The organism is Sediminihaliea albiluteola, from assembly GCF_014077625.1.
In the GTDB taxonomy this organism is placed as follows: Bacteria; Pseudomonadota; Gammaproteobacteria; order Pseudomonadales; family Halieaceae; genus Sediminihaliea; species Sediminihaliea albiluteola.
The window spans coordinates 129,059-147,390 of sequence record NZ_JACFXU010000017.1; the positions used below are offsets into that span (position 1 = coordinate 129,059).

Sequence of the window (18,332 nt, forward strand, 5' to 3'; positions counted from 1 at the left end):
GGCGATTAGTTTCTGTTGCGAAAGTTAATTGAGGGGCGGAAAACGTAAACGGTGATTGTTTCAGAGCGCGCCAAAACTTCACCCTGGGCGGAGAGGCGTTCAATGCTCAGCTGGTGCTCGCCGCGGAATACGTTAGTGAGGTTCCAGGTGGTCGCGCTTTGGGCGGGTCCACGATTCTCTCCATCGATTTTTAGCTGTAATGTTTCATCTGCGTTCAGTGCTGGAGAAGTGCTGGCCACTACAGAGAAATTACCCGGCCCCATAGGAATTGTTGTTTCGTGGCTGGGAGAGGTGATCGATAAAGAGTATTCCTCAGCTGGACTTGCAGGGCCTTGTTGCGGGGCCGTTTGCTGAGAGGCGGGCTCCACCGCAGAGCTGGTGTTAAGTGGCTTTAGTGTGATCGCTTCGCTCGAAGCGTCAGGCGCTTTATCAGTGAAAGTGACATGGCCGTGCTCATCGATAACACGATAGATTTGGGCAAAGCTGGCGCTGATAAAAAATACTGCGCTGCAGGCCACTATCCATGGCAAAATTTTTCGCTTCATTCAGGTTGCCTCGGGGCATCTCCAATAGCGCTCACTTTAGCAGAATCCAATCACTGGGCGAATTCTCAATTCAGCCTCCGCTTTGCATTCTTGGTGGCCGATTAGGAGAAAGTATCGGGCGCATAAGCTGTGAGTTATGGCGCAAATTGTGACGCAGACGCTCCCTTTGACTGCTGCTTTGGGGTCCGGACATGAGCGGTGGGCGAGTGTGTGGAGGCTGCTGGTGCTGCGGCCTTGGCAGCAAGGGGAGGATATAGGGTTGATAGATTACTTCTCTATAGACATTGACGCTGGGTTCATGTTTTGACTGTTGCTGCTGTAAGGCAGCGCGTGCCTGCTCCCGCTCACGGCGAGCAGAAGCCATGCGATCGGTGCTTTGGCGCATTTCTTCTAGCCTTTGTTGAGCGTCGGTGGAGCTGCTCGGGGCGATGAGCTTGAGTTTTATGATCTCAGTATCACTTGAGTCAGTAGGTGCTATGTCCGAGAAGCTGACATGACCCTGTGGATCCACCGTTTTGTAAACGGTGGTACTTTGAGATAGGCCTTGCGTGGCTATTGTGCTAAGGCCTAGCGTCAGTAAGTAAAGTAGTGCCCTGTTGTTAGCGATCGTGACCATACTGGGAGTATAGCTGAAAGCCTTTCCTGGGAGGGGGGCCGCACTGCGCCGATCATTGTGCTTGGCGCAGTGCGGGCCTGTGAGCACTGAGTTTACAGTGAGTAGTACATATCAAACTCAACGGGGTGAGTGCTCATATCTAGGCGCTGTACGTCTTTTTGCTTCAGAGCAATATAGCCGTCAATCATGTCGTCAGTGAACACGCCGCCTTCGGTCAGGAAGCTGCGATCCGCATCCAGTGCTTCCAGCGCCATAGTCAGGCTGGAGGCCACCGTGGGGATGGCTTTACCTTCCTCTGGGGGCAAGTCGTAAAGATCTTTGTCGGCCGGATCGCCTGGGTGAATCTTGTTTTTAATGCCGTCTAAGCCAGCCATCAGCATGGCGGCGAAGGACAGATAGGGGTTGGCGGTCGGGTCGGGGAAGCGCACTTCCACGCGCTTACCTTTGGGGCTTGGTTCGTAGGGAATGCGAATTGATGCCGAGCGGTTACGGGCCGAATAAGCCAGCATAACCGGTGCTTCAAAGCCGGGCACTAGACGCTTGTAGGAGTTCGTCGAAGCATTGGTAAAGGCATTTAGAGCGCGGGCGTGTTTGATAATGCCACCGATGTAATACAGAGCAGTTTCTGACAAGCCAGCATAGCCGTCACCGGCAAAGATATTTTCGCCATCTTTCGAGATTGACTGGTGTACATGCATACCAGAGCCGTTATCACCTACGAGTGGTTTAGGCATGAAGGTGGCGGTTTTGCCGTAGGCGTGAGCGACGTTGTGTACACAGTACTTGAGAATCTGCACTTCGTCGGCTTTCTTGATCATGGTGTTGAAGCGAACACCAATTTCACACTGGCCAGCTGTAGCCACCTCGTGGTGATGCACTTCAATTGAAAGCCCCATTTGCTCCATGGCATTACACATCGCGCCGCGAATGTCGTGTAGGGAGTCAACTGGTGGTACTGGGAAATAGCCGCCTTTGACCCGCGGGCGGTGGCCGGTGTTGCCATCTTCAAAGCTGGCATTGGAAGACCAGGCCGCTTCGTCAGAGCTGATGGAGTAGCCAGAGCCGCTGATGTCGCAGTACCACTTGATGTCGTCAAATATGAAAAACTCAGGCTCGGGGCCGAAAAATGCCGTGTCACCGATACCGGTTGAGCGTAAATATTCCTCGGCACGAAGCGCGATAGAGCGCGGGTCGCGCTCGTAACCCTGCAGGGTGGTCGGTTCGACAATGTCACAGCGCAAGATGATGGTGGTGTCGTCAGTAAAAGGGTCTAATACTGAGGTCGAGTCATCGGGCTTGAGCAGCATGTCAGACTCGTTGATGCCTTTCCAGCCGGCGATGGAAGAGCCGTCAAACATTTGGCCGCTTTCAAAGAAGTCTTCATCGACCTCTGAGGCGGGGATAGTGACGTGATGTTCTTTGCCACAGGTATCTGTAAAGCGCAGATCGACCCAGGTCGCTTCGCTTTCTTTAATTAGATTCAGAGTCTGCTCTGACATCGGTATTCCTCCATCGGGTGTAAGTCGTGCCGTTTTGAGTGGCGCGTATGTCGGGTTCTGGTGTGTGGGGCCTAGGCACCGAGCGCGGCCAGAAAGTGTTTTGACAGTATTACAGTTAGCAAAAGTCGTGCCAAAGCTGGGTTGTGGCTAATTGATTGAAATATAAAGAGAAAAGAAAGTGACTAGCCAGCGCAGTATCCGTCTTGCACCAAATTTGAGCGCTGTTGCGCACTTTTGGTGCACGGCGAGTGCTTGCGAAGCCTTTATTCATTGTCCTGTATATCTTTATTGCGTCACACAAGCCGGGTTTCTGCCCGTATAATGCGCGGCTCATACTCTTCCTACCCTTATCGCCGCTATGAAATATGTTGTCAAGTTCTTCTCCGAGATCGCCATCAAGAGCACGCCGGTACGCCGCCGCTTTGTCGACAAACTGGCCAGTAACGCGCGGGCGGTGTTGGTGGAGTTGGACCCTCAGGTGGTGGTGCGCCGGCACTGGGATAAGCTGGAAATAGAATCTGAGGCTGATGAGTCACTGCAAAGGCAGATTGTCGATGCCTTGCAGCATATGTCGGGTATCACTTATATCCTTGAGGTGCAGTCCCATCCGCTGCCGGATCTGGCCGGTATCATCGAGAAAGTGATGCCAGTTTACGCTGAGCGCTTGGCGGGGAAAAGCTTTGCTGTGCGCTGTAAGCGCTCCGGGCAGCACTCTTTCTCCTCCCTCGATGTGGAGCGCGAAGTGGGCGCCGCCTTACTAAGGCAGACTGAAGCGGCGGGGGTGAACCTGTCACAGCCGGAGGTGACGGTTGATCTGGAGATCAGTAAGAAGTCGCTTTATGTTGTCGCTGAGCGCTATCGTGGCATTGGTGGCTACCCCGTGGGCAGCTTGGATCCGGTAGTGTCCTTAATATCGGGCGGTTTCGATTCCCCAGTCGCCAGCTACCTGACAATGAAGCGAGGTATGCGCACGCATTTTCTGTTTTTTAATTTAGGCGGGCGCGATCATGAGGTAGGTGTTAAAGAGGTGGCACTGTACTTGTGGCAGAAGTATGGCTGCAATCAGCGCGTTCTGTTTATCAGTGTGCCCTTTGAAGAAGTGGTTGCGGAGTTGCTGGGGCAAATTGAGGACAGCCATATGGGGGTGATTCTCAAGCGGATGATGCTGCGCGTGGCTGAGCGCATTGCCGATCAGTTGGAAGTCGATGCGCTTGTGACTGGCGAGTGCGTTGCGCAAGTCAGCAGTCAGACCTTGCGCAACCTCTCAGTGATTGACCAAGTGACATCCAAGCTGGTCTTGCGGCCACTAATTGCCACAGACAAAGAAGATATCGTGCGCATGGCAAGTCAGATTGGCACCCAAGAGTTTGCCGCTAATATGCCTGAATACTGTGGCGTCATCTCGGTTAACCCCACTACGCGGGCAAAGCTAGGGCGGGTAGAGGCGCAAGAGCAGCGCTTTGATATGAGCATTCTGGATCGGGCGATTGCCAATGCCACCCAGACGCGGATCGACCGATTGGCGGAGCAGGATTTAGAGCGCAGCGAGGTCGAAGTGCTGACTGTGCCGCTGTCGGGCGCCACGATAATTGATATCCGCCATCCGGATGAAGAGCAGCTCGCACCGCTGAGGGTGCATGAAGAGGTATTGAAGATTCCTTTCTTTGAGCTGCATAGCAAGGCTGCCACGCTAGCTGCCGATCAAACCTACATGCTGTATTGCGGCAAAGGGGTGATGAGCCGCCTGCACGCCAGTCATTTGATCGACAGCACGAATTTGACAGTGAAGGTATACGCGCCGCGTACGCTGTAATATGACCGTTATTTCTCGCTGCGGAAATTTTCACAATGAGCTATAATATGCGACCTTTTTTTCGCATACCGGTTCGCCGGCCTCAGGAATTTCATTGATAGATAAACTTCGCAACATTGCCATTATTGCCCACGTTGACCACGGTAAAACCACCTTAGTGGACTGCCTGTTGCAGCAGTCAGGAACACTAGGTCGACGCTCTGAGGGCGCTGAGCGGGTCATGGACTCCAGCGACCAGGAGCGCGAGCGCGGCATTACTATTCTGGCCAAGAACACCGCAATCAAGTGGAACGATTACCGCATTAATATCGTAGACACCCCTGGGCACGCTGACTTCGGCGGCGAAGTAGAGCGCGTCCTGTCGATGGTTGACTCGGTACTGCTGGTGGTCGATGCAGTTGACGGCCCCATGCCCCAGACGCGCTTTGTGACAGCCAAGGCCTTCGAGCAGGGTTTGAACCCAGTAGTCGTGATCAACAAGGTGGATCGTCCCAGTGCCCGCCCCGACTGGGTGGTTGATCAGGTGTTTGATCTCTTTGATCGCTTAGGTGCCAATGAGGAGCAGTTAGACTTTCCAATTATTTACGCCTCGGCGATCGAGGGTATTGCTGGTCTTGAGCACGAAAACATGGCCAGCGACATGGAGCCCTTGTTTCAAACCATCGTGGATAAAGTGCCTGCGCCAAAGGTAAATGCCGATGGTCCTTTGCAGCTGCAAGTTTCCGCCTTGGATTACAACAGCTATGTTGGTGTCATAGGTGTTGGCCGTATTACTCGCGGCAAGTTAAGGCCTAATACCCAGGTGGTCGTAGTTGATCACGAGGGCAAAAAACGCAACGGTAAAATTCTTCAGGTGATGGGCTATCACGGCTTGGATCGCGTTGACGTAGATAACGCTGAAGCTGGCGATATTGTCTGTATTACTGGTATCGAAGGCCTCAATATATCCGATACGATTTGTGACCCATCCAGTGTCGAAGCCATGCCGGCTTTGTCGGTGGATGAGCCCACTGTGAGCATGACATTCCAGGTGAATGACTCTCCCTTTGCCGGTAAAGAAGGCAAGTTTGTCACCACGCGTAATATCAAGGAGCGCTTGGAGCGTGAATTGATTCACAACGTGGCGCTGCGAGTAGAGCCAGGTGATACACCGGATAAGTTCAAGGTCTCTGGGCGCGGTGAGTTGCACCTTTCGGTGTTGATTGAAACCATGCGTCGCGAAGGCTTTGAGATGGGCGTATCGCGTCCGGAAGTGATTCAGCGCGAAATTGATGGCGTGCTACACGAGCCCTACGAGCAGCTTGTGATTGACTGTGAAGAGCCCCATCAGGGATCTTTGATGGAAGAGCTGGGCTTGCGTCGCGCGGAGCTGGAAAACATGGTCCCAGACGGCAACGGCAGGGTCCGCTTGGAGTTTATCGTTCCAGCTCGGGGCCTGATTGGCTTCCGTTCGCAGTTCATGACTATGACCTCTGGTACTGGTGTGATGACGCATATTTTTGATCATTACGGCCCAGTTAAGACCGCTGAAATCATCCACCGCACTAACGGTGTATTGGTATCGATGGTCAAGGGTAAAACCCTCGCCTATGCGCTCTATAACCTGCAGGATCGCGGCCGCCTGTTTATTGGTCCTAACGTGGATGTCTATGAAGGCCAGATTATTGGCTTGCACAGCCGCGGCAACGATCTCACGGTTAACCCGACCAAGGCTAAGCAGCTGACCAACGTGCGCGCGTCTGGTACTGATGAGGCTTTGACCCTGACTCCTGCGGTGACTCATACCCTGGAGCAGGCGCTGGAGTTCATTGAAGACGACGAGCTGGTAGAAGTTACTCCCGAGTCGATTCGCCTGCGCAAAAAAATGCTGCAAGAGCACGAGCGCCGCCGCGCAAGCCGTGCTTAAGTCTGGGCTTTTGCTGCGATGAGAGCACTGCTGCAACGAGTGAGCCGAGCCAGTGTGGAGGTCGATGGCCGCTGCATTGGCGAGATTGGCCCGGGCTTGCTGGTGCTGCTGGGTTTGGATAAAGGCGACGATGAGGCGCGTGCCGATCGCATGCTTGATAAGTTGTTGCGTTATCGAGTCTTTGCCGATGAAAGTGGGCGCATGAATTGTAATGTGGCTGAGGCTGGCGGCGGTGTTTTGCTGGTCTCTCAGTTCACCTTATCGGCAGATACCCGCAAGGGGCTGCGCCCGAGTTTCTCCACAGCGCTGCCGCCGGCAGAGGCCGAACAGCTTTACCACTACAGCTTGGAGCAACTCCGTCAGCGTCATGCGCCGGTGGCTGCTGGTGAGTTTGGCGCAGATATGCAGGTGTCCTTAGTCAATGACGGGCCAGTGACCTTTTTGTTAGAGCTGCTCGACTAGCTGTCAGAGCAGCTTCTTTAAGCTTGGTAGTTCATGTGGATATGAGCTATCCCATCCTCCAGATATTCATCACCATCGCGAACAAAGCCTAAACTGGCATAAAAGTGCTGCAAGTGTGCTTGAGCACCGATGCGGATACCTTTGTTGGGCCAGGTTTTGAGGTTGTAATCGATGCCGCGCTGCACCAACTCCCGTCCGAGCTGTAAACCGCGGGCTTTAGGTGACACAACAATACGGCCGATAGAGCTCTGCGGGTAACTCAGTCCCGGCGGCAGGCAGCGCTGGGAAGCCAGCAAGTCATTCCCCTGCCAACACAAAATGTGCAGCGACTCCTGATCAAGCCCATCCATATCCAGATAGGGGCAGTTTTGCTCTACGACAAACACTGCTTGGCGCAGCTGCAGCATAGAGTAGAGTTCAGCTAGGCTGAATTCGCTAAAGGCGAGCTGCTGCCAGTGGTAGGACGCTTTGCTCAATGCTGATGGCCGCCGGGACCGTGGGCGTGGCCATGGGCGATTTCTTCTGAGTTGGCCTGGCGGATATCGACCACTTCAATATCGAAGTGTAGGGTCTGTCCAGCTAATGGGTGGTTGGTATCCACAGTCGCGGAGTGGCGACCAACTTTGACCACAGTGACCGGGTGTCGACCTTGCTCAGTATTCATTTGGACGACCAAGCCTGGGCGCAGCTTGCCCTGAAATAGCAGGTGCTTCACCGGTACCTTCTGCACTCGCTCAGCATTGCGCAGGCCATAAGCTTGCTGCGGACTTAAGCTGACTTGCAGAGTGTCGCCGACACGGTGTCCTTCTAGCGCTTCTTCTAAGCCTTTAATGATGTTATTGGCGCCGTGCAAATATAAGCTAGGCTCAGCGTCTCGGGAGCTCTCTAGTTGCTCGCCCTGGTCATTGCTGAGCGTGTAATGAAAGGTGACGACATGATGTTTGGTGATATTCACGATGCTTGGGCTCCAGTAAAGGGATGCAGATTCTAGCATGGCAAATGAGTCGCCCTGAATACTGTAGATACAGAGAAAAGCGGGTTTATTGATTCTCCCCGCCCTTCACGCTTGTTACTATGTGCCACCAACACAGCTCGTGGCCAAGATTGGTGCTGAGTTGCAGGCTTAGTGCTACAGGAAACCTTCGGAGTTTCTTCGCGCGGTCATCGATGCTTAGATGGGGCTAAATTCAGCAGCTTATAGGCTTGCACCATACCCCGCCGAGTTAAATTTACGGGCGCTAGCGGCGCCCGCTCCGCTGTTCTTTCAGGCAGCGGCTTCACAGGCTATTAAATACAGGGCGAAATCATGTCCGATATATTGGAAATGGATGCCGATGGCACAGAAAACGTGTCAATGCGGCAGTACACAGAAAAAGCTTATCTAGATTACTCGATGTACGTCATCCTCGATCGGGCGCTGCCCAACATCGGTGATGGTTTGAAGCCAGTTCAGCGGCGAATTATCTATGCCATGAGTGAGCTGGGCCTAAAGGCGACAGCCAAATTCAAAAAGTCCGCGCGCACCGTCGGTGATGTCATAGGTAAATTCCACCCTCATGGCGACAGTGCGGCCTATGAGGCCATGGTGTTGATGGCACAGGACTTCAGCTACCGCTATCCATTGATTGATGGGCAGGGCAACTGGGGCTCCCCCGATGATCCTAAGTCCTTTGCTGCGATGCGTTACACTGAATCGCGTTTGACGCCTTATTCTGAGGCTCTGCTGGGTGAACTGGGTCAAGGCACCGTGGATTGGTTGCCAAACTTTGATGGCACCATGGATGAGCCTGCGGTACTGCCGGCCCAAGTCCCCAATGTCTTGCTCAACGGCATCACCGGTATTGCTGTGGGCATGGCAACCGATGTGCCGCCGCATAACCTGCGCGAAGTCGTGATGGCGACGGTGCAGATGCTGGATTCGCCTAAGTCTACGGTGGCCGATCTCTGTCAGCATATTCAGGGTCCTGATTACCCCACAGCTGCGGAAATTATCACGCCTCAAGAAGATATTATTTCGATGTATGAGACTGGGCGTGGCGGCATGCGCGTGCGTGCAGTGTGGGAGCGCGAGGGCGGCGATATCGTGGTGCGGGCGCTGCCTTTCCAGGTTTCAGGTTCCCGAGTGTTGGAGCAAATTGCCCAGCAGATGCAGGCTAAAAAGCTACCTATGGTGGCCGACCTGCGCGATGAGTCGGATCACGAAAACCCGACTCGGCTAGTCATTATCCCGCGCTCTAACCGGGTGGATGTCGATGCATTGATGAGCCATTTGTTTGCCACTACCGATCTTGAAAAGACCTACCGGGTCAACCTCAACATGATTGGTATTGATGGCCGTCCGGCAGTCAAAGCCCTCGATGTCATTCTTAAAGAGTGGATCACTTTTCGCACTAGCACTGTCCGACGCCGCTTGGAGTATCGCTTAGAGCGCGTGTTGCGCCGCCTGCATTTGCTAGAAGGTTACTTGGTGGCCTACCTCAATATCGATGAGGTGATTCATATTATCCGCACTGAGGACAAGCCGAAGGCCGCTCTGATGGAGCGCTTTGGGATTACCGAGCTGCAGGCCGAAGCCATTTTAGAGTTGAAGCTGCGCAATCTAGCTAAACTCGAAGAAATGAAAATCCGCGGCGAGCAGGATGAGCTCAATAAAGAGCGTGAAGGCTTGGAGAAAACACTGGGTAGTGAAGCGCGCTTAAAAACTTTGATTAAAAAGGAGCTATTGGCTGCAGCTGAAGCCTATGGTGACGAGCGCCGCTCGCCGCTGGCTGAGCGGGAAGAGGCACGGGCCTTTAGCGCCTTGGAGTTAATGAGCGCCGATCCGATTACAGTAGTGATATCAGAGAAAGGTTGGATTCGTTCCGCCAAGGGCCATGATATTGACGCTAGCGCCCTGAGCTATAAGTCTGGTGATGCATTCAGTATGTCGGTCATAGGCCGCAGTAACCAGCCTGTGGTACTGCTAGATTCCACCGGTCGGGCCTATAGTCTTGCCTCGCATAATTTGCCCTCAGCTCGGGGACAGGGCGAGCCAGTGACCGGGCGTATTAACCCGCCATCTGGGGTTACTTTTAGTGGCATGATGATGGGGGTAGAAGAGCAGCTCTATCTGCTGGCGAGTGATGCGGGTTACGGTTTTGTCGCTAAGTTTAGCGACTTGCAGTCCAAAAACCGTGCCGGCAAAGCGGCTTTGACTCTCCCCAAAGGGGCGCAAGTTTTGCAGCCGGCGCCAATCATGCTGGAAGAGGGTGAAGATGGCTGGGTGGCGGCGCTGTCCAATGAGGGGCGCTTGCTGGTATTCCCCCTAGCTGATTTGCCGCAAATGGCTCGCGGTAAGGGCAATAAGATTATTGGCATCCCCACGGCCCGGTTACAGGCTCGAGAGGAGTTCATGCTGGGTGTTCAGGTGCTCAGCGAGAAGCAATCGCTGGTGGTGTACGCTGGTAAACGCCACCTGAGTCTGAAGTTTAGTGAGCTTGAGCACTACCGCGGCGAGCGCGGGCGGCGCGGCAATAAGCTGCCTCGCGGCTTCCAGAAAGTTGATAGTATCGCGGTAGAAGGCTAGAGCTAGCGCCAAGGCCGAGCCGTGGCTCGGCCAGTTCTCAGTTAGCAGGGTATAAGCTATAGTGGCGCGCTTAAACGCCGCAATATCAGCTGTAACTGCCGTTCTAGGAGGTCCTGATAAGGCCCTTCAAAGCGGTCTAAAATTGCATAGTCACTCAACTCGCTAGGCTGCTGTTCTAAGCGGCCGCTGATGTCGACGTCCTCGCAAACACCTGGTGAGAGCATGACCCGGGGTGGTTTACTGGCACAGACTGCCTGTAATTCATCCAGGGTGTGCTGCATGTACAGGCCGGGGTAAATATCCCTTTCGTCGCCTAGGCCGAGTTCGCTATGGGCCACCGCCATGGCAATGCCCAAGGACAGTGACATTTGTTTTTCCAGTTCACGGGATACTGCATGAACCAGCCAGGCACAAGAGGCGGCGCGGAAAGCGCTACTGCCAGCGCTGCTTTCTCCGCTGAAATAGACCGCTAGTCCAAACTGGCGCATTACCTGGATCTTGCCGCCGTAAAACCCTGCTGCGGCGTATACAATTTGGTGCAGGCGGTCGGTATAGCGGTGTAGTGACTGCTCGTCCAAGGTGTCGACGTAGCCCATTAAGCTGGTCAGGTGCAGGTATAAGATCGCGCTGCTGTCGTAGTTTTCATCGCGGGCTTCGGTATTGCTGCGTGCGCGCAGCAGGTCCATGGGCAAGGCTTTGATGGCCTGGCTCAGGGCCTGGACTTCGTTTTCTGGCGCTGCACTAGCGCTGTTTTCCTCTAAAGCAACCGAGCGTTTGAGCTGTAGCAGTCGTTTGCCCAGACGCTGTCCGAGGTGCAGGCTCAGGCCGTAGACCGCAATGCTAAGCAGAATCGCCAGACCCAGCAGGCTTAGAATAAAGCGCCAGCGGGCGGCTTGAGCTGAGTCGGCGCTGAGTGAAATGACCACTTCACCGGCGATATCGGAAGCGATGCGCACGGGTGCGCGGTATTCACGCAATTCCGCGCTGGTGGCCTTGCCAGCTTGACCGAGTGCCTTGCCTTCAACATCAAATACAGTCACTTGCTCTGCCGGTGAGGTGCTGACAAAACGCTGTAGTGTGGCGCCCATGCTCAGTAAGTCACCGGTCTCCATGGCGGAACCAAGGCGACTGGCAATCTGTTGTGCGAGTGCTGTGCCATGTTCTGCTTGCTGAGACTGCAAGAGGTGTTGGCTGGATGTGGTTGCTAGCACCACTAGTGAAAGGCTCACAAATAAGCAGCAACTTGCTGCAGTGAGAGCGAGTTGTTGTCCTAGGCTTAAGTTTTGTATCCGTTTAATCACGCCGGCTGCCGTTTAATTCGCAAAAAGTCACAGTATAAACCACCGGCGCAGCGCTGTAGTCCCAATTTGCAGCTTTCCCCAGCCTGTTTCATACACTATGTTCGGCGGGTAGAATAGCGACCTTCGCTTCCACGAGACCCCCCTGTGAACGAGATTTTGTTAATTACTTTGTCGGGCCCTGACCGCGCGGGTATTACCACTGCGGTGACCGATATTTTGGCGCAACATACGGTTAGCGTATTGGATATCGGGCAGGCTGTGATTCACTCCACCTTGTCGATGGGCTTGTTGGTTGAACTACCACAGCAGCTCGATCGGCCGCAGCTGCTGAGTGCGCTGCAAGTTTTTGCTGCAGATAAAGGTCTGCGCTTGGGCTGTGAGTCAGTATCTGCCGAGAGTTATAGCAGCTGGGTTGATGCTCAGGGGCGGGCGCGTTACATCATTACCTTATTGGCGCGTAAAATTACCGCCTCACAAGTGTCGCGAGTGAGCGCGGTATTCGCTGCCCACGGTTTGGGTATTGATGGCATTACTCGGCTATCTGGCCGCTTGCCACTCGGCGAGGTAGCGCCCTTGAGCAAGGCTTGTGTGGAGTTTTCGGTGCGCGGCCCCTTGGCTGATCCCGAAGCGTTTCGGCGTGACTTGCTGGAATTAACCAGTAGTTTAGAAATCGATCTCGCTTTGCAGCAGGACAATATGTTCCGTCGCAACCGCCGCCTAGTTGCCTTTGATATGGACTCTACCTTGATTGAGGCAGAGGTTATCGATGAGTTGGCTGTCGAAGCCGGGGTCGGTGATCAGGTCAGCGCGATCACTGAGCGGGCCATGCGCGGCGAAATTGATTTTAATGAAAGCTTCCGAGCTCGGGTGGCGCTGCTTAAAGGCCTGCCGGAAACCGCTCTGGAAAAAATCGCCGAACGCCTGCAAATAACCGAGGGGGCGGAACACCTGATTGCCACGCTGCGGCAGCTGGGCTACCGCACTGCCATATTGTCCGGGGGCTTTACTTATTTCGCCAAGCGACTGCAGCAGCGTCTGGGCATTGATCATGTCTATGCTAACGAGCTAGATATCGTCGATGGTTTTGTGACAGGCGAGGTTCGCGGAGAAATAGTGGACGGTCGGCGTAAAGCTGAGTTGCTGCGTGAGATCGCGGGCCGCGAAGGCATTGATATGCAGCAGGTGATCGCCGTCGGTGATGGCGCCAATGATTTGCCGATGCTGAGTATTGCTGGGCTGGGGGTGGCGTTCAGAGCTAAACCACTGGTGAAACAGTCAGCCGAGCAATCCATTTCCACCTTGGGCTTGGATGCAATCCTCTATCTGCTGGGTATTTCAGATCGCTACCAGAACGCCGATTAATAGCGCAGGCTGGCACTTAGGCCAAAGCTTTAGCGCAGCGAGGGGGCCGCAAAGCTCCTTTTGCCTTGAGCCCAGCGCAAACTGCGGCGCCCAGCCCTGCCAATACGAGCCTGCTTGAGTTATCATTAGCGCCCAATTTTTGTAGTGGCACGGGAAACCATGGCTAATTACTCAACTAATGAATTTCGTTCTGGGCTCAAGGTCATGTTGGACGGCGACCCCTGTAGCATTCTTGACAACGAGTTTGTCAAGCCCGGGAAAGGGCAGGCTTTTAACCGAGTTCGTCTGCGTAACTTGAAGACTGGTCGGGTCTGGGACCGCACCTTTAAATCCGGCGAGACTCTCGAAGGGGCGGATGTGGTAGATCGCACCATGGAGTACCTCTATACCGATGGTGAGTTCTATTACTTTATGGAGCCGGACACCTTTGAGCAGCATCAAGCAGATGCCAAAGCGGTGGGCGATGCCCATATCTGGCTGAAAGAGCAGGACCCCTGCGAAGTCACTTTATACAACGGTACGCCATTGTCGGTCGCGCCACCGAACTTCGTGGAGCTGGAAATCGTAGAAACAGACCCAGGTCTCAAAGGCGACACTGCCCAAGGCGGTAACAAGCCGGCTAAGTTAAGTACTGGAGCGGTAGTTAAAGTGCCTTTGTTCTTGGCTGAGGGCGAAGTGATTCGGGTTGATACCCGCACTGGTGAATACCAGGGGCGCGCTAGTAAATCTTAAGGCATGTCTGATTGGCAGCCAGGCGCAGGCTTAGCGCAACTGCGGGCCCGCGCCAAACTCCTGAGCACCATCCGTAGCTTTTTCGCTCAACGTGAGGTGCTCGAAGTGGAAACGCCATTGCTGTGCAGCAGTGGCATCACTGACCCATCCATCGAACCTCTGATCGTCGCTAGCGGAGCCTCGCTACCCGGCGCTGAGCGCTATCTGCAAACTTCCCCCGAATACGCCATGAAGCGCCTTCTGGCCGCTGGCAGTGGCTCTATTTACCAGCTTACCCGCGCCTTTCGCGACGGCGAAGCAGGCAGTCGCCACAACCCAGAGTTCAGCATGTTGGAGTGGTATCGAACGGACTTTGATCACCATGCGCTGATGGAGGAGGTGGCGGACTTGGTCGGCGAGTGTCTCGGCCGGAGAGGGTGGCAAAAGTTTAGCTATCGAGAGCTGTTCCAGCGCAGCCTCAACATCGACCCGCATACTGCCAGTGTTGATGAGCTCGAGCGTATAGCCCGCAGCGGCCACGATCTCGGCACACTGTCGGGCAATCGGGACTTTTGGCTCGATGTGTTGATGACACATGAAGTGGAACCTTGGCTAGCTACGCAAGGGTTGTGCTTTGTTTATGACTACCCGGCTTCACAAGCGGCGCTAGCTAAGATCGTTGAGGTCGATGGTGTGTCAGTCGGGCAGCGCTTTGAGCTCTATGTTGATGGCGTGGAGTTGGCCAATGGCTACCATGAGCTGAGGAACGCAGAGGAGCAGCGCGCGCGTTTCGAGGCGGATAATCAGCGTCGCAGAGCCTCTGGGCAGCCGGCAAGGCCAATCGATCAGCGTTTATTGGCGGCGCTAGAAGCCGGTCTGCCGCACTGTAGTGGCGTCGCACTGGGGCTGGATCGACTGTTGATGCTGGTCAGCGGCGAGAGTGACATCCGCCGTGTCTTAGCCTTTGACTGGAGTCGCAGCTAGGAGACCCAGTAGCGCTGCCTTATGTTGATAGCACCGCGGGCCCGTAACCCTCGATAAACTCCACCGGCATGCGTCGCGGCCGGCCGCTACTGATCTCAATGCAGACAAAGTGCATTAGGCCGCGCAGCAGGGTTACGCAGTCGCTAGGGCGAATAATTTGAAAGGCGCGCTGCATGCTGAGTTTGCCATCCCAGCCTGTGATCCAGGTGCCTGCCACTAGAGTTTCACCCTCCCGCGAAGCTTGTAAGTAGTCGAACTCAGAACGCCTAATGGCCATTGCTCGATCGAGCGCATGATAGCTATCTTGATCTAAACCAAGTGCAACTGAATGGGCCCAGGCCACCTGCTCGCACCACCGTACGTAGACGGTGTTGTTAGTGTGCAATAGCTCATCGATATCTTCAGGGGCTACCTTGAGCTCAAGGGTAAAGGGATCGGGGTGATCCCAGAGCTTATCCCATTCCTTCACTGGCTTGTATCCGCTGCAATACGGTGATTTTCTAAGGGCTTCATCGCAATGTTGAAGAAGGCGTAGAAAATTGCAATGAAGGGACACAGGAGGTTGAAGAAGGCAAAGGGGGCATAGGTGAGTGTAGCGACGCCCAAGGTTGCCGACATATAAGCCCCACAAGTATTCCAGGGAATCAGTGCTGAGGTCAGTGTCGCGGAGTCCTCTAGTGTGCGCGATAAGTTGAGGCGCGATAGGCCGAAGCGTTCGTATTCATCCTTGTACATACGCCCGGGCAGTGCCACTGAAATAAACTGATCGGCCGCTAAAATATTGGTGCCGATACAGGTGAATACAGTGGTCGTTACCAGGGAACCAACGCTATGCACACCTTTCAAAGCAATGGTGAGCAGGTAACGTAAAATGCCGGTGCGCTCGAGGATGCCGCCAAAGCCTAGCGCAGAAATAATCAGCCACACGGTGTTGAGCATACTGCTCATACCACCTTTGCTTAGCAGGGCATCAAGAAATTCGTTGCCGCTGTCTGAGATGTAGCCATCGAACAGGCTCATCCACACCCCTTGCAGCAAGGCAAAGCCATGGCTTTTGTCGCTGGCGGCGAGTTTTATTACCGCATCGGGCTGGAAAATTACGGCAAATACAGCGCCGACCAAGGCACTGATAATAATCGCTGGGTAAGCCGGAAAGCGCTTGTAGACTAGAGTCAGCATAAGCACCAGCGGCAGCAGTAGATGTAGGCCGATATTAAATTCCTGCCGCAGGCTGTTTTGCAGTGCTTGAATTTCATCGGGGGTGGCGGCATCGGAGCTGCCGATCAAAGCAAAGATGACTAAAGCGATCACAAAAGCCGGTACCGTGGTCCACAGCATGTGGCGAATATGCTCGAATAAATCAACACTAGTCGCGGCGGCGGCAAGGTTGGTAGTGTCCGACATAGGCGATAGTTTATCGCCAAAATAAGCGCCAGAAATGATCGCGCCGGCAGTGATTGCAGGGGATAAGTCGAAGCTACCGGCTATCCCCATCAAGCCGATACCTAGGGTGCCGGCAACGGTCCAGGAGCTGCCGATGCTGATGGCAACAATGGCGCAAATGGCGGCGCTAGCGGCGTAAAAAATTGATGGCTCTAGCACCTGAACACCATAGTAGATCATGGCGGGCACAGTTCCGCTGAGGATCCAAGTGCCAATCAGCATACCCACAGATAACAGAATTAGCGTGGGGCCCAAGCCAACTCCAATGCCGTCGATAATGCCTTGCTGGCAGTCCTTCCAGCTAATGCCGGTGCGCTGGCCGACTAATGCGGTGACACCAGCGGCCAACACCAAAGCGATTTGGTTGGCGCCGTATGAGGAGTCGGAGCTAAATAAGTACACCGAACAAGCCAGTAAGGCGATAAGAAAAAGTATTGGCGTCAGTGCAAGGGCTAGGGTTAAACGGGGATTTTCGTGGGCGGACACGCTCAAAATAACTTGCTCTTCTGATAACGGTTGGGTGCGCAGGCACAGGAATCTGTGCAGAATGCCTCAAAACCCGCTGAGGGTACAGTTACAGCGCATTGGCTTAGAGCATCTGACAGTGTGCAGGTGATCACGTAATATACGCTTTCACTCGATTCCGTAGGACCTAGCGTAAATGATCAAGATTGAAAACACCCTACAGACGCTAATATCTGCGGCTTTGGCGGTACTGCTTGCTGGCTGCCTTAGCCCCTCGGTAGCGGAGCCCCCGTCAGTTGCTCCTGCCCGCGAAGCAGCGGCAGATGCTGAAGGTTTGGCTGCAGCCAGTGAAATACAGATGGTAACGCTGGTAGAAAATCTAGATGATCCTTGGGGAATGGATTTTTTACCCAGCGGCGACCTTTTAGTGAGCGAGAAAAGTGGTCAGCTAAAACTCATTGATGGCCGCAGTTTTGCAGTGAGCGATATACAGGGACTGCCCGCCTCGGCTGCTGTAGGGCAAGGCGGCCTGCTCGATGTGTTGGTCCACCCTCGCTTCAGTGACAATAACTGGGTCTATCTGAGTTACACCGTGGCTCGAGATGAGAAATACACTACCCGTGTCAGTCGAGCGCGCTTGATTGATGGCCAGCTCACAGAGCATCAAGTACTGTTTAGCGCCGCACCTTACTTTAAAGAGCGCCACCATTTTGGCTCGCGCTTACTGATCAGTGAGGGCTATCTGTATATCACGGTCGGCGATCGCGGCAATCGTGCTTTAGCCCAAAGCCTAGAGACCCATAATGGCAAAGTCATCCGCTTAACTGAGGATGGCGCGGTGCCAGCAGATAATCCCTTTGTAGGCAACGCGACGGCACTTCCTGAGATCTGGAGTTACGGTCATCGCAATCCCCAGGGGATAGCACAGCACCCCTACAATGGCAGCATTTGGCTAGCTGAGCATGGACCCCAGGGCGGGGATGAGCTCAATATACTTAAGCGCGGCGGCAATTATGGTTGGCCCTTAGTGACTTACGGTGAGGAGTATGGCGGAGGTAAAATTGGCCAGGGCACGCACAAAAATGGCACCGAGCAGCCCTTAGTGTATTGGCTGCCATCAATTGGTACCTCAAACCTGACTTTCTATACCGGGGATATCTATCCTGGCTGGCAAGATTCAGTGTTGGTAGGCGGCCTTAAATTGACCCGAATAAGCCGCTTAGTGCTAGAAGGTGAGGGGGTGGGAGAGGAAACCCGCTTACTGGCTAACCTGAATATGCGTATCCGCGACCTGCAAGTAGGCCCCGATGGTAGATTATATGCGCTGGCGGACGGTTCACGTCTTATACGCTTGCAGCTGGAGCAGTAGCCCCAGACCGCGAGCTTGTGTCAAGATGTCGGCTATTGCCAACAAATCGTCTCAGGTAGTGGGCCGATGACCTAGAAATCAGGGTACTAAAGTCTGACCAAGTACTAAGTTAAGCTAAGCCTTGTCTGAGGGGACACACACGCTTGCCTGTTAAATCCCCCGAATGGGTGAAGTGTTTTACAGCGCTTTGGTCGACACTATAGGCCTGCGATATTAGCTTTTGTTTCAAATTTCATTGATCTGACGCCATCCTAGCCCGCGATTATTTGCAGGTGGGTAGGCCGATTTTCA

At 54.1% G+C, this 18,332-nt stretch carries 16 protein-coding genes; 8 read left to right on the forward strand and 8 right to left on the reverse strand.

The features are described from left to right. Positions 1–5: 5 nt before the first annotated feature. From H2508_RS12365 to glnA, 3 genes are all read right to left on the reverse strand, one after another. The gene (locus H2508_RS12365; protein WP_182174159.1) at positions 6–545 is read right to left on the reverse strand and encodes a DUF4124 domain-containing protein; all 540 of its coding nucleotides are present in this window, start codon (positions 543–545) and stop codon (positions 6–8) included. A gap of 70 nt (positions 546–615) precedes the next feature. Continuing rightward, positions 616–1,161, reverse strand: a complete 546-nt coding sequence (locus tag H2508_RS15325) for a DUF4124 domain-containing protein (RefSeq protein WP_182174162.1) — start codon at positions 1,159–1,161, stop codon at positions 616–618. A 92-nt stretch (positions 1,162–1,253) separates the two neighbouring features. After that, positions 1,254–2,660, reverse strand: coding sequence for a glutamate--ammonia ligase (gene glnA, locus H2508_RS12375; RefSeq protein ID WP_182174165.1), 1,407 nt, complete (start codon positions 2,658–2,660; stop codon positions 1,254–1,256). 358 nt (positions 2,661–3,018) lie between these two features. On the opposite strand from glnA, the gene thiI reads away from it, so the two are divergent. The 3 genes from thiI to dtd all read left to right on the forward strand — a co-directional run bounded on the left by thiI (position 3,019) and on the right by dtd (position 6,841). After that, on the forward strand, positions 3,019–4,473 hold the full coding sequence (gene thiI, locus H2508_RS12380; protein WP_182174168.1) for a tRNA uracil 4-sulfurtransferase ThiI: 1,455 nt from the start codon (positions 3,019–3,021) through the stop codon (positions 4,471–4,473). A 94-nt stretch (positions 4,474–4,567) separates the two neighbouring features. Next, positions 4,568–6,379 carry a translational GTPase TypA gene (gene typA, locus H2508_RS12385; RefSeq protein ID WP_182174171.1) on the forward strand — a complete coding sequence of 604 codons (1,812 nt, stop codon included), beginning with the start codon at positions 4,568–4,570 and terminating at the stop codon, positions 6,377–6,379. A gap of 18 nt (positions 6,380–6,397) precedes the next feature. Next, the gene (dtd, locus tag H2508_RS12390) at positions 6,398–6,841 is read left to right on the forward strand and encodes a D-aminoacyl-tRNA deacylase (protein WP_182174174.1); all 444 of its coding nucleotides are present in this window, start codon (positions 6,398–6,400) and stop codon (positions 6,839–6,841) included. A 17-nt stretch (positions 6,842–6,858) separates the two neighbouring features. Here dtd and H2508_RS12395 read toward each other — a convergent pair whose 3' ends face one another. Beyond that, complete coding sequence (locus H2508_RS12395; protein ID WP_235965340.1) at positions 6,859–7,317, reverse strand: GNAT family N-acetyltransferase; 459 nt, start codon at positions 7,315–7,317, stop codon at positions 6,859–6,861. After that, positions 7,314–7,796 carry an FKBP-type peptidyl-prolyl cis-trans isomerase gene (locus H2508_RS12400; protein ID WP_182174177.1) on the reverse strand — a complete coding sequence of 161 codons (483 nt, stop codon included), beginning with the start codon at positions 7,794–7,796 and terminating at the stop codon, positions 7,314–7,316. Before H2508_RS12400 ends, H2508_RS12395 begins: the two co-directional genes overlap by 4 nt. Positions 7,797–8,147: 351 nt before the next feature. On the opposite strand from H2508_RS12400, the gene parC reads away from it, so the two are divergent. After that, complete coding sequence (parC, locus tag H2508_RS12405; RefSeq protein ID WP_182174180.1) at positions 8,148–10,406, forward strand: DNA topoisomerase IV subunit A; 2,259 nt, start codon at positions 8,148–8,150, stop codon at positions 10,404–10,406. 56 nt (positions 10,407–10,462) lie between these two features. Here parC and H2508_RS12410 read toward each other — a convergent pair whose 3' ends face one another. Beyond that, complete coding sequence (locus tag H2508_RS12410; RefSeq protein ID WP_182174183.1) at positions 10,463–11,635, reverse strand: hypothetical protein; 1,173 nt, start codon at positions 11,633–11,635, stop codon at positions 10,463–10,465. A gap of 216 nt (positions 11,636–11,851) precedes the next feature. Between H2508_RS12410 and serB the strand changes: the two genes are divergently transcribed. From serB to epmA, 3 genes are all read left to right on the forward strand, one after another. Further along, entirely contained in the window at positions 11,852–13,069 is a 1,218-nt protein-coding gene (gene serB / locus H2508_RS12415) for a phosphoserine phosphatase SerB (RefSeq protein ID WP_182174186.1), read from the forward strand. A 159-nt stretch (positions 13,070–13,228) separates the two neighbouring features. Next, positions 13,229–13,801, forward strand: coding sequence for an elongation factor P (efp, locus tag H2508_RS12420; RefSeq protein WP_182174189.1), 573 nt, complete (start codon positions 13,229–13,231; stop codon positions 13,799–13,801). A 3-nt stretch (positions 13,802–13,804) separates the two neighbouring features. Continuing rightward, entirely contained in the window at positions 13,805–14,764 is a 960-nt protein-coding gene (gene epmA, locus H2508_RS12425; protein ID WP_182174193.1) for an EF-P lysine aminoacylase EpmA, read from the forward strand. Positions 14,765–14,783: 19 nt separating this feature from the next. On the opposite strand, the gene H2508_RS12430 is transcribed toward epmA, so the two are convergent. After that, the gene (locus H2508_RS12430; RefSeq protein WP_182174196.1) at positions 14,784–15,233 is read right to left on the reverse strand and encodes an acyl-CoA thioesterase; all 450 of its coding nucleotides are present in this window, start codon (positions 15,231–15,233) and stop codon (positions 14,784–14,786) included. Next, positions 15,230–16,699 (reverse strand): Na+/H+ antiporter NhaC, encoded by a 1,470-nt coding sequence (gene nhaC / locus H2508_RS12435; protein ID WP_182174199.1) that lies wholly within the window; start codon positions 16,697–16,699, stop codon positions 15,230–15,232. Before nhaC ends, H2508_RS12430 begins: the two co-directional genes overlap by 4 nt. Positions 16,700–16,868: 169 nt before the next feature. Between nhaC and H2508_RS12440 the strand changes: the two genes are divergently transcribed. Then, entirely contained in the window at positions 16,869–18,041 is a 1,173-nt protein-coding gene (locus tag H2508_RS12440) for a PQQ-dependent sugar dehydrogenase (protein ID WP_182174202.1), read from the forward strand. The last annotated feature ends 291 nt before the right edge of the window (positions 18,042–18,332 follow it).

Bases quoted from the DNA above. Each gene is read 5' to 3' on its own strand.
- glnA (WP_182174165.1), bottom strand. From the start codon at position 2,660: ATGTCAGAGCAGACTCTGAATCTAATTAAAGAAAGCGAAGCGACCTGG.
- efp (WP_182174189.1), top strand. From the start codon at position 13,229: ATGGCTAATTACTCAACTAATGAATTTCGTTCTGGGCTCAAGGTCATG.
- parC (WP_182174180.1), top strand. From the start codon at position 8,148: ATGTCCGATATATTGGAAATGGATGCCGATGGCACAGAAAACGTGTCA.
- thiI (WP_182174168.1), top strand. From the start codon at position 3,019: ATGAAATATGTTGTCAAGTTCTTCTCCGAGATCGCCATCAAGAGCACG.
- H2508_RS12365 (WP_182174159.1), bottom strand. From the start codon at position 545: ATGAAGCGAAAAATTTTGCCATGGATAGTGGCCTGCAGCGCAGTATTT.
- epmA (WP_182174193.1), top strand. From the start codon at position 13,805: ATGTCTGATTGGCAGCCAGGCGCAGGCTTAGCGCAACTGCGGGCCCGC.
- H2508_RS15325 (WP_182174162.1), bottom strand. From the start codon at position 1,161: ATGGTCACGATCGCTAACAACAGGGCACTACTTTACTTACTGACGCTA.
- dtd (WP_182174174.1), top strand. From the start codon at position 6,398: ATGAGAGCACTGCTGCAACGAGTGAGCCGAGCCAGTGTGGAGGTCGAT.
- H2508_RS12440 (WP_182174202.1), top strand. From the start codon at position 16,869: ATGATCAAGATTGAAAACACCCTACAGACGCTAATATCTGCGGCTTTG.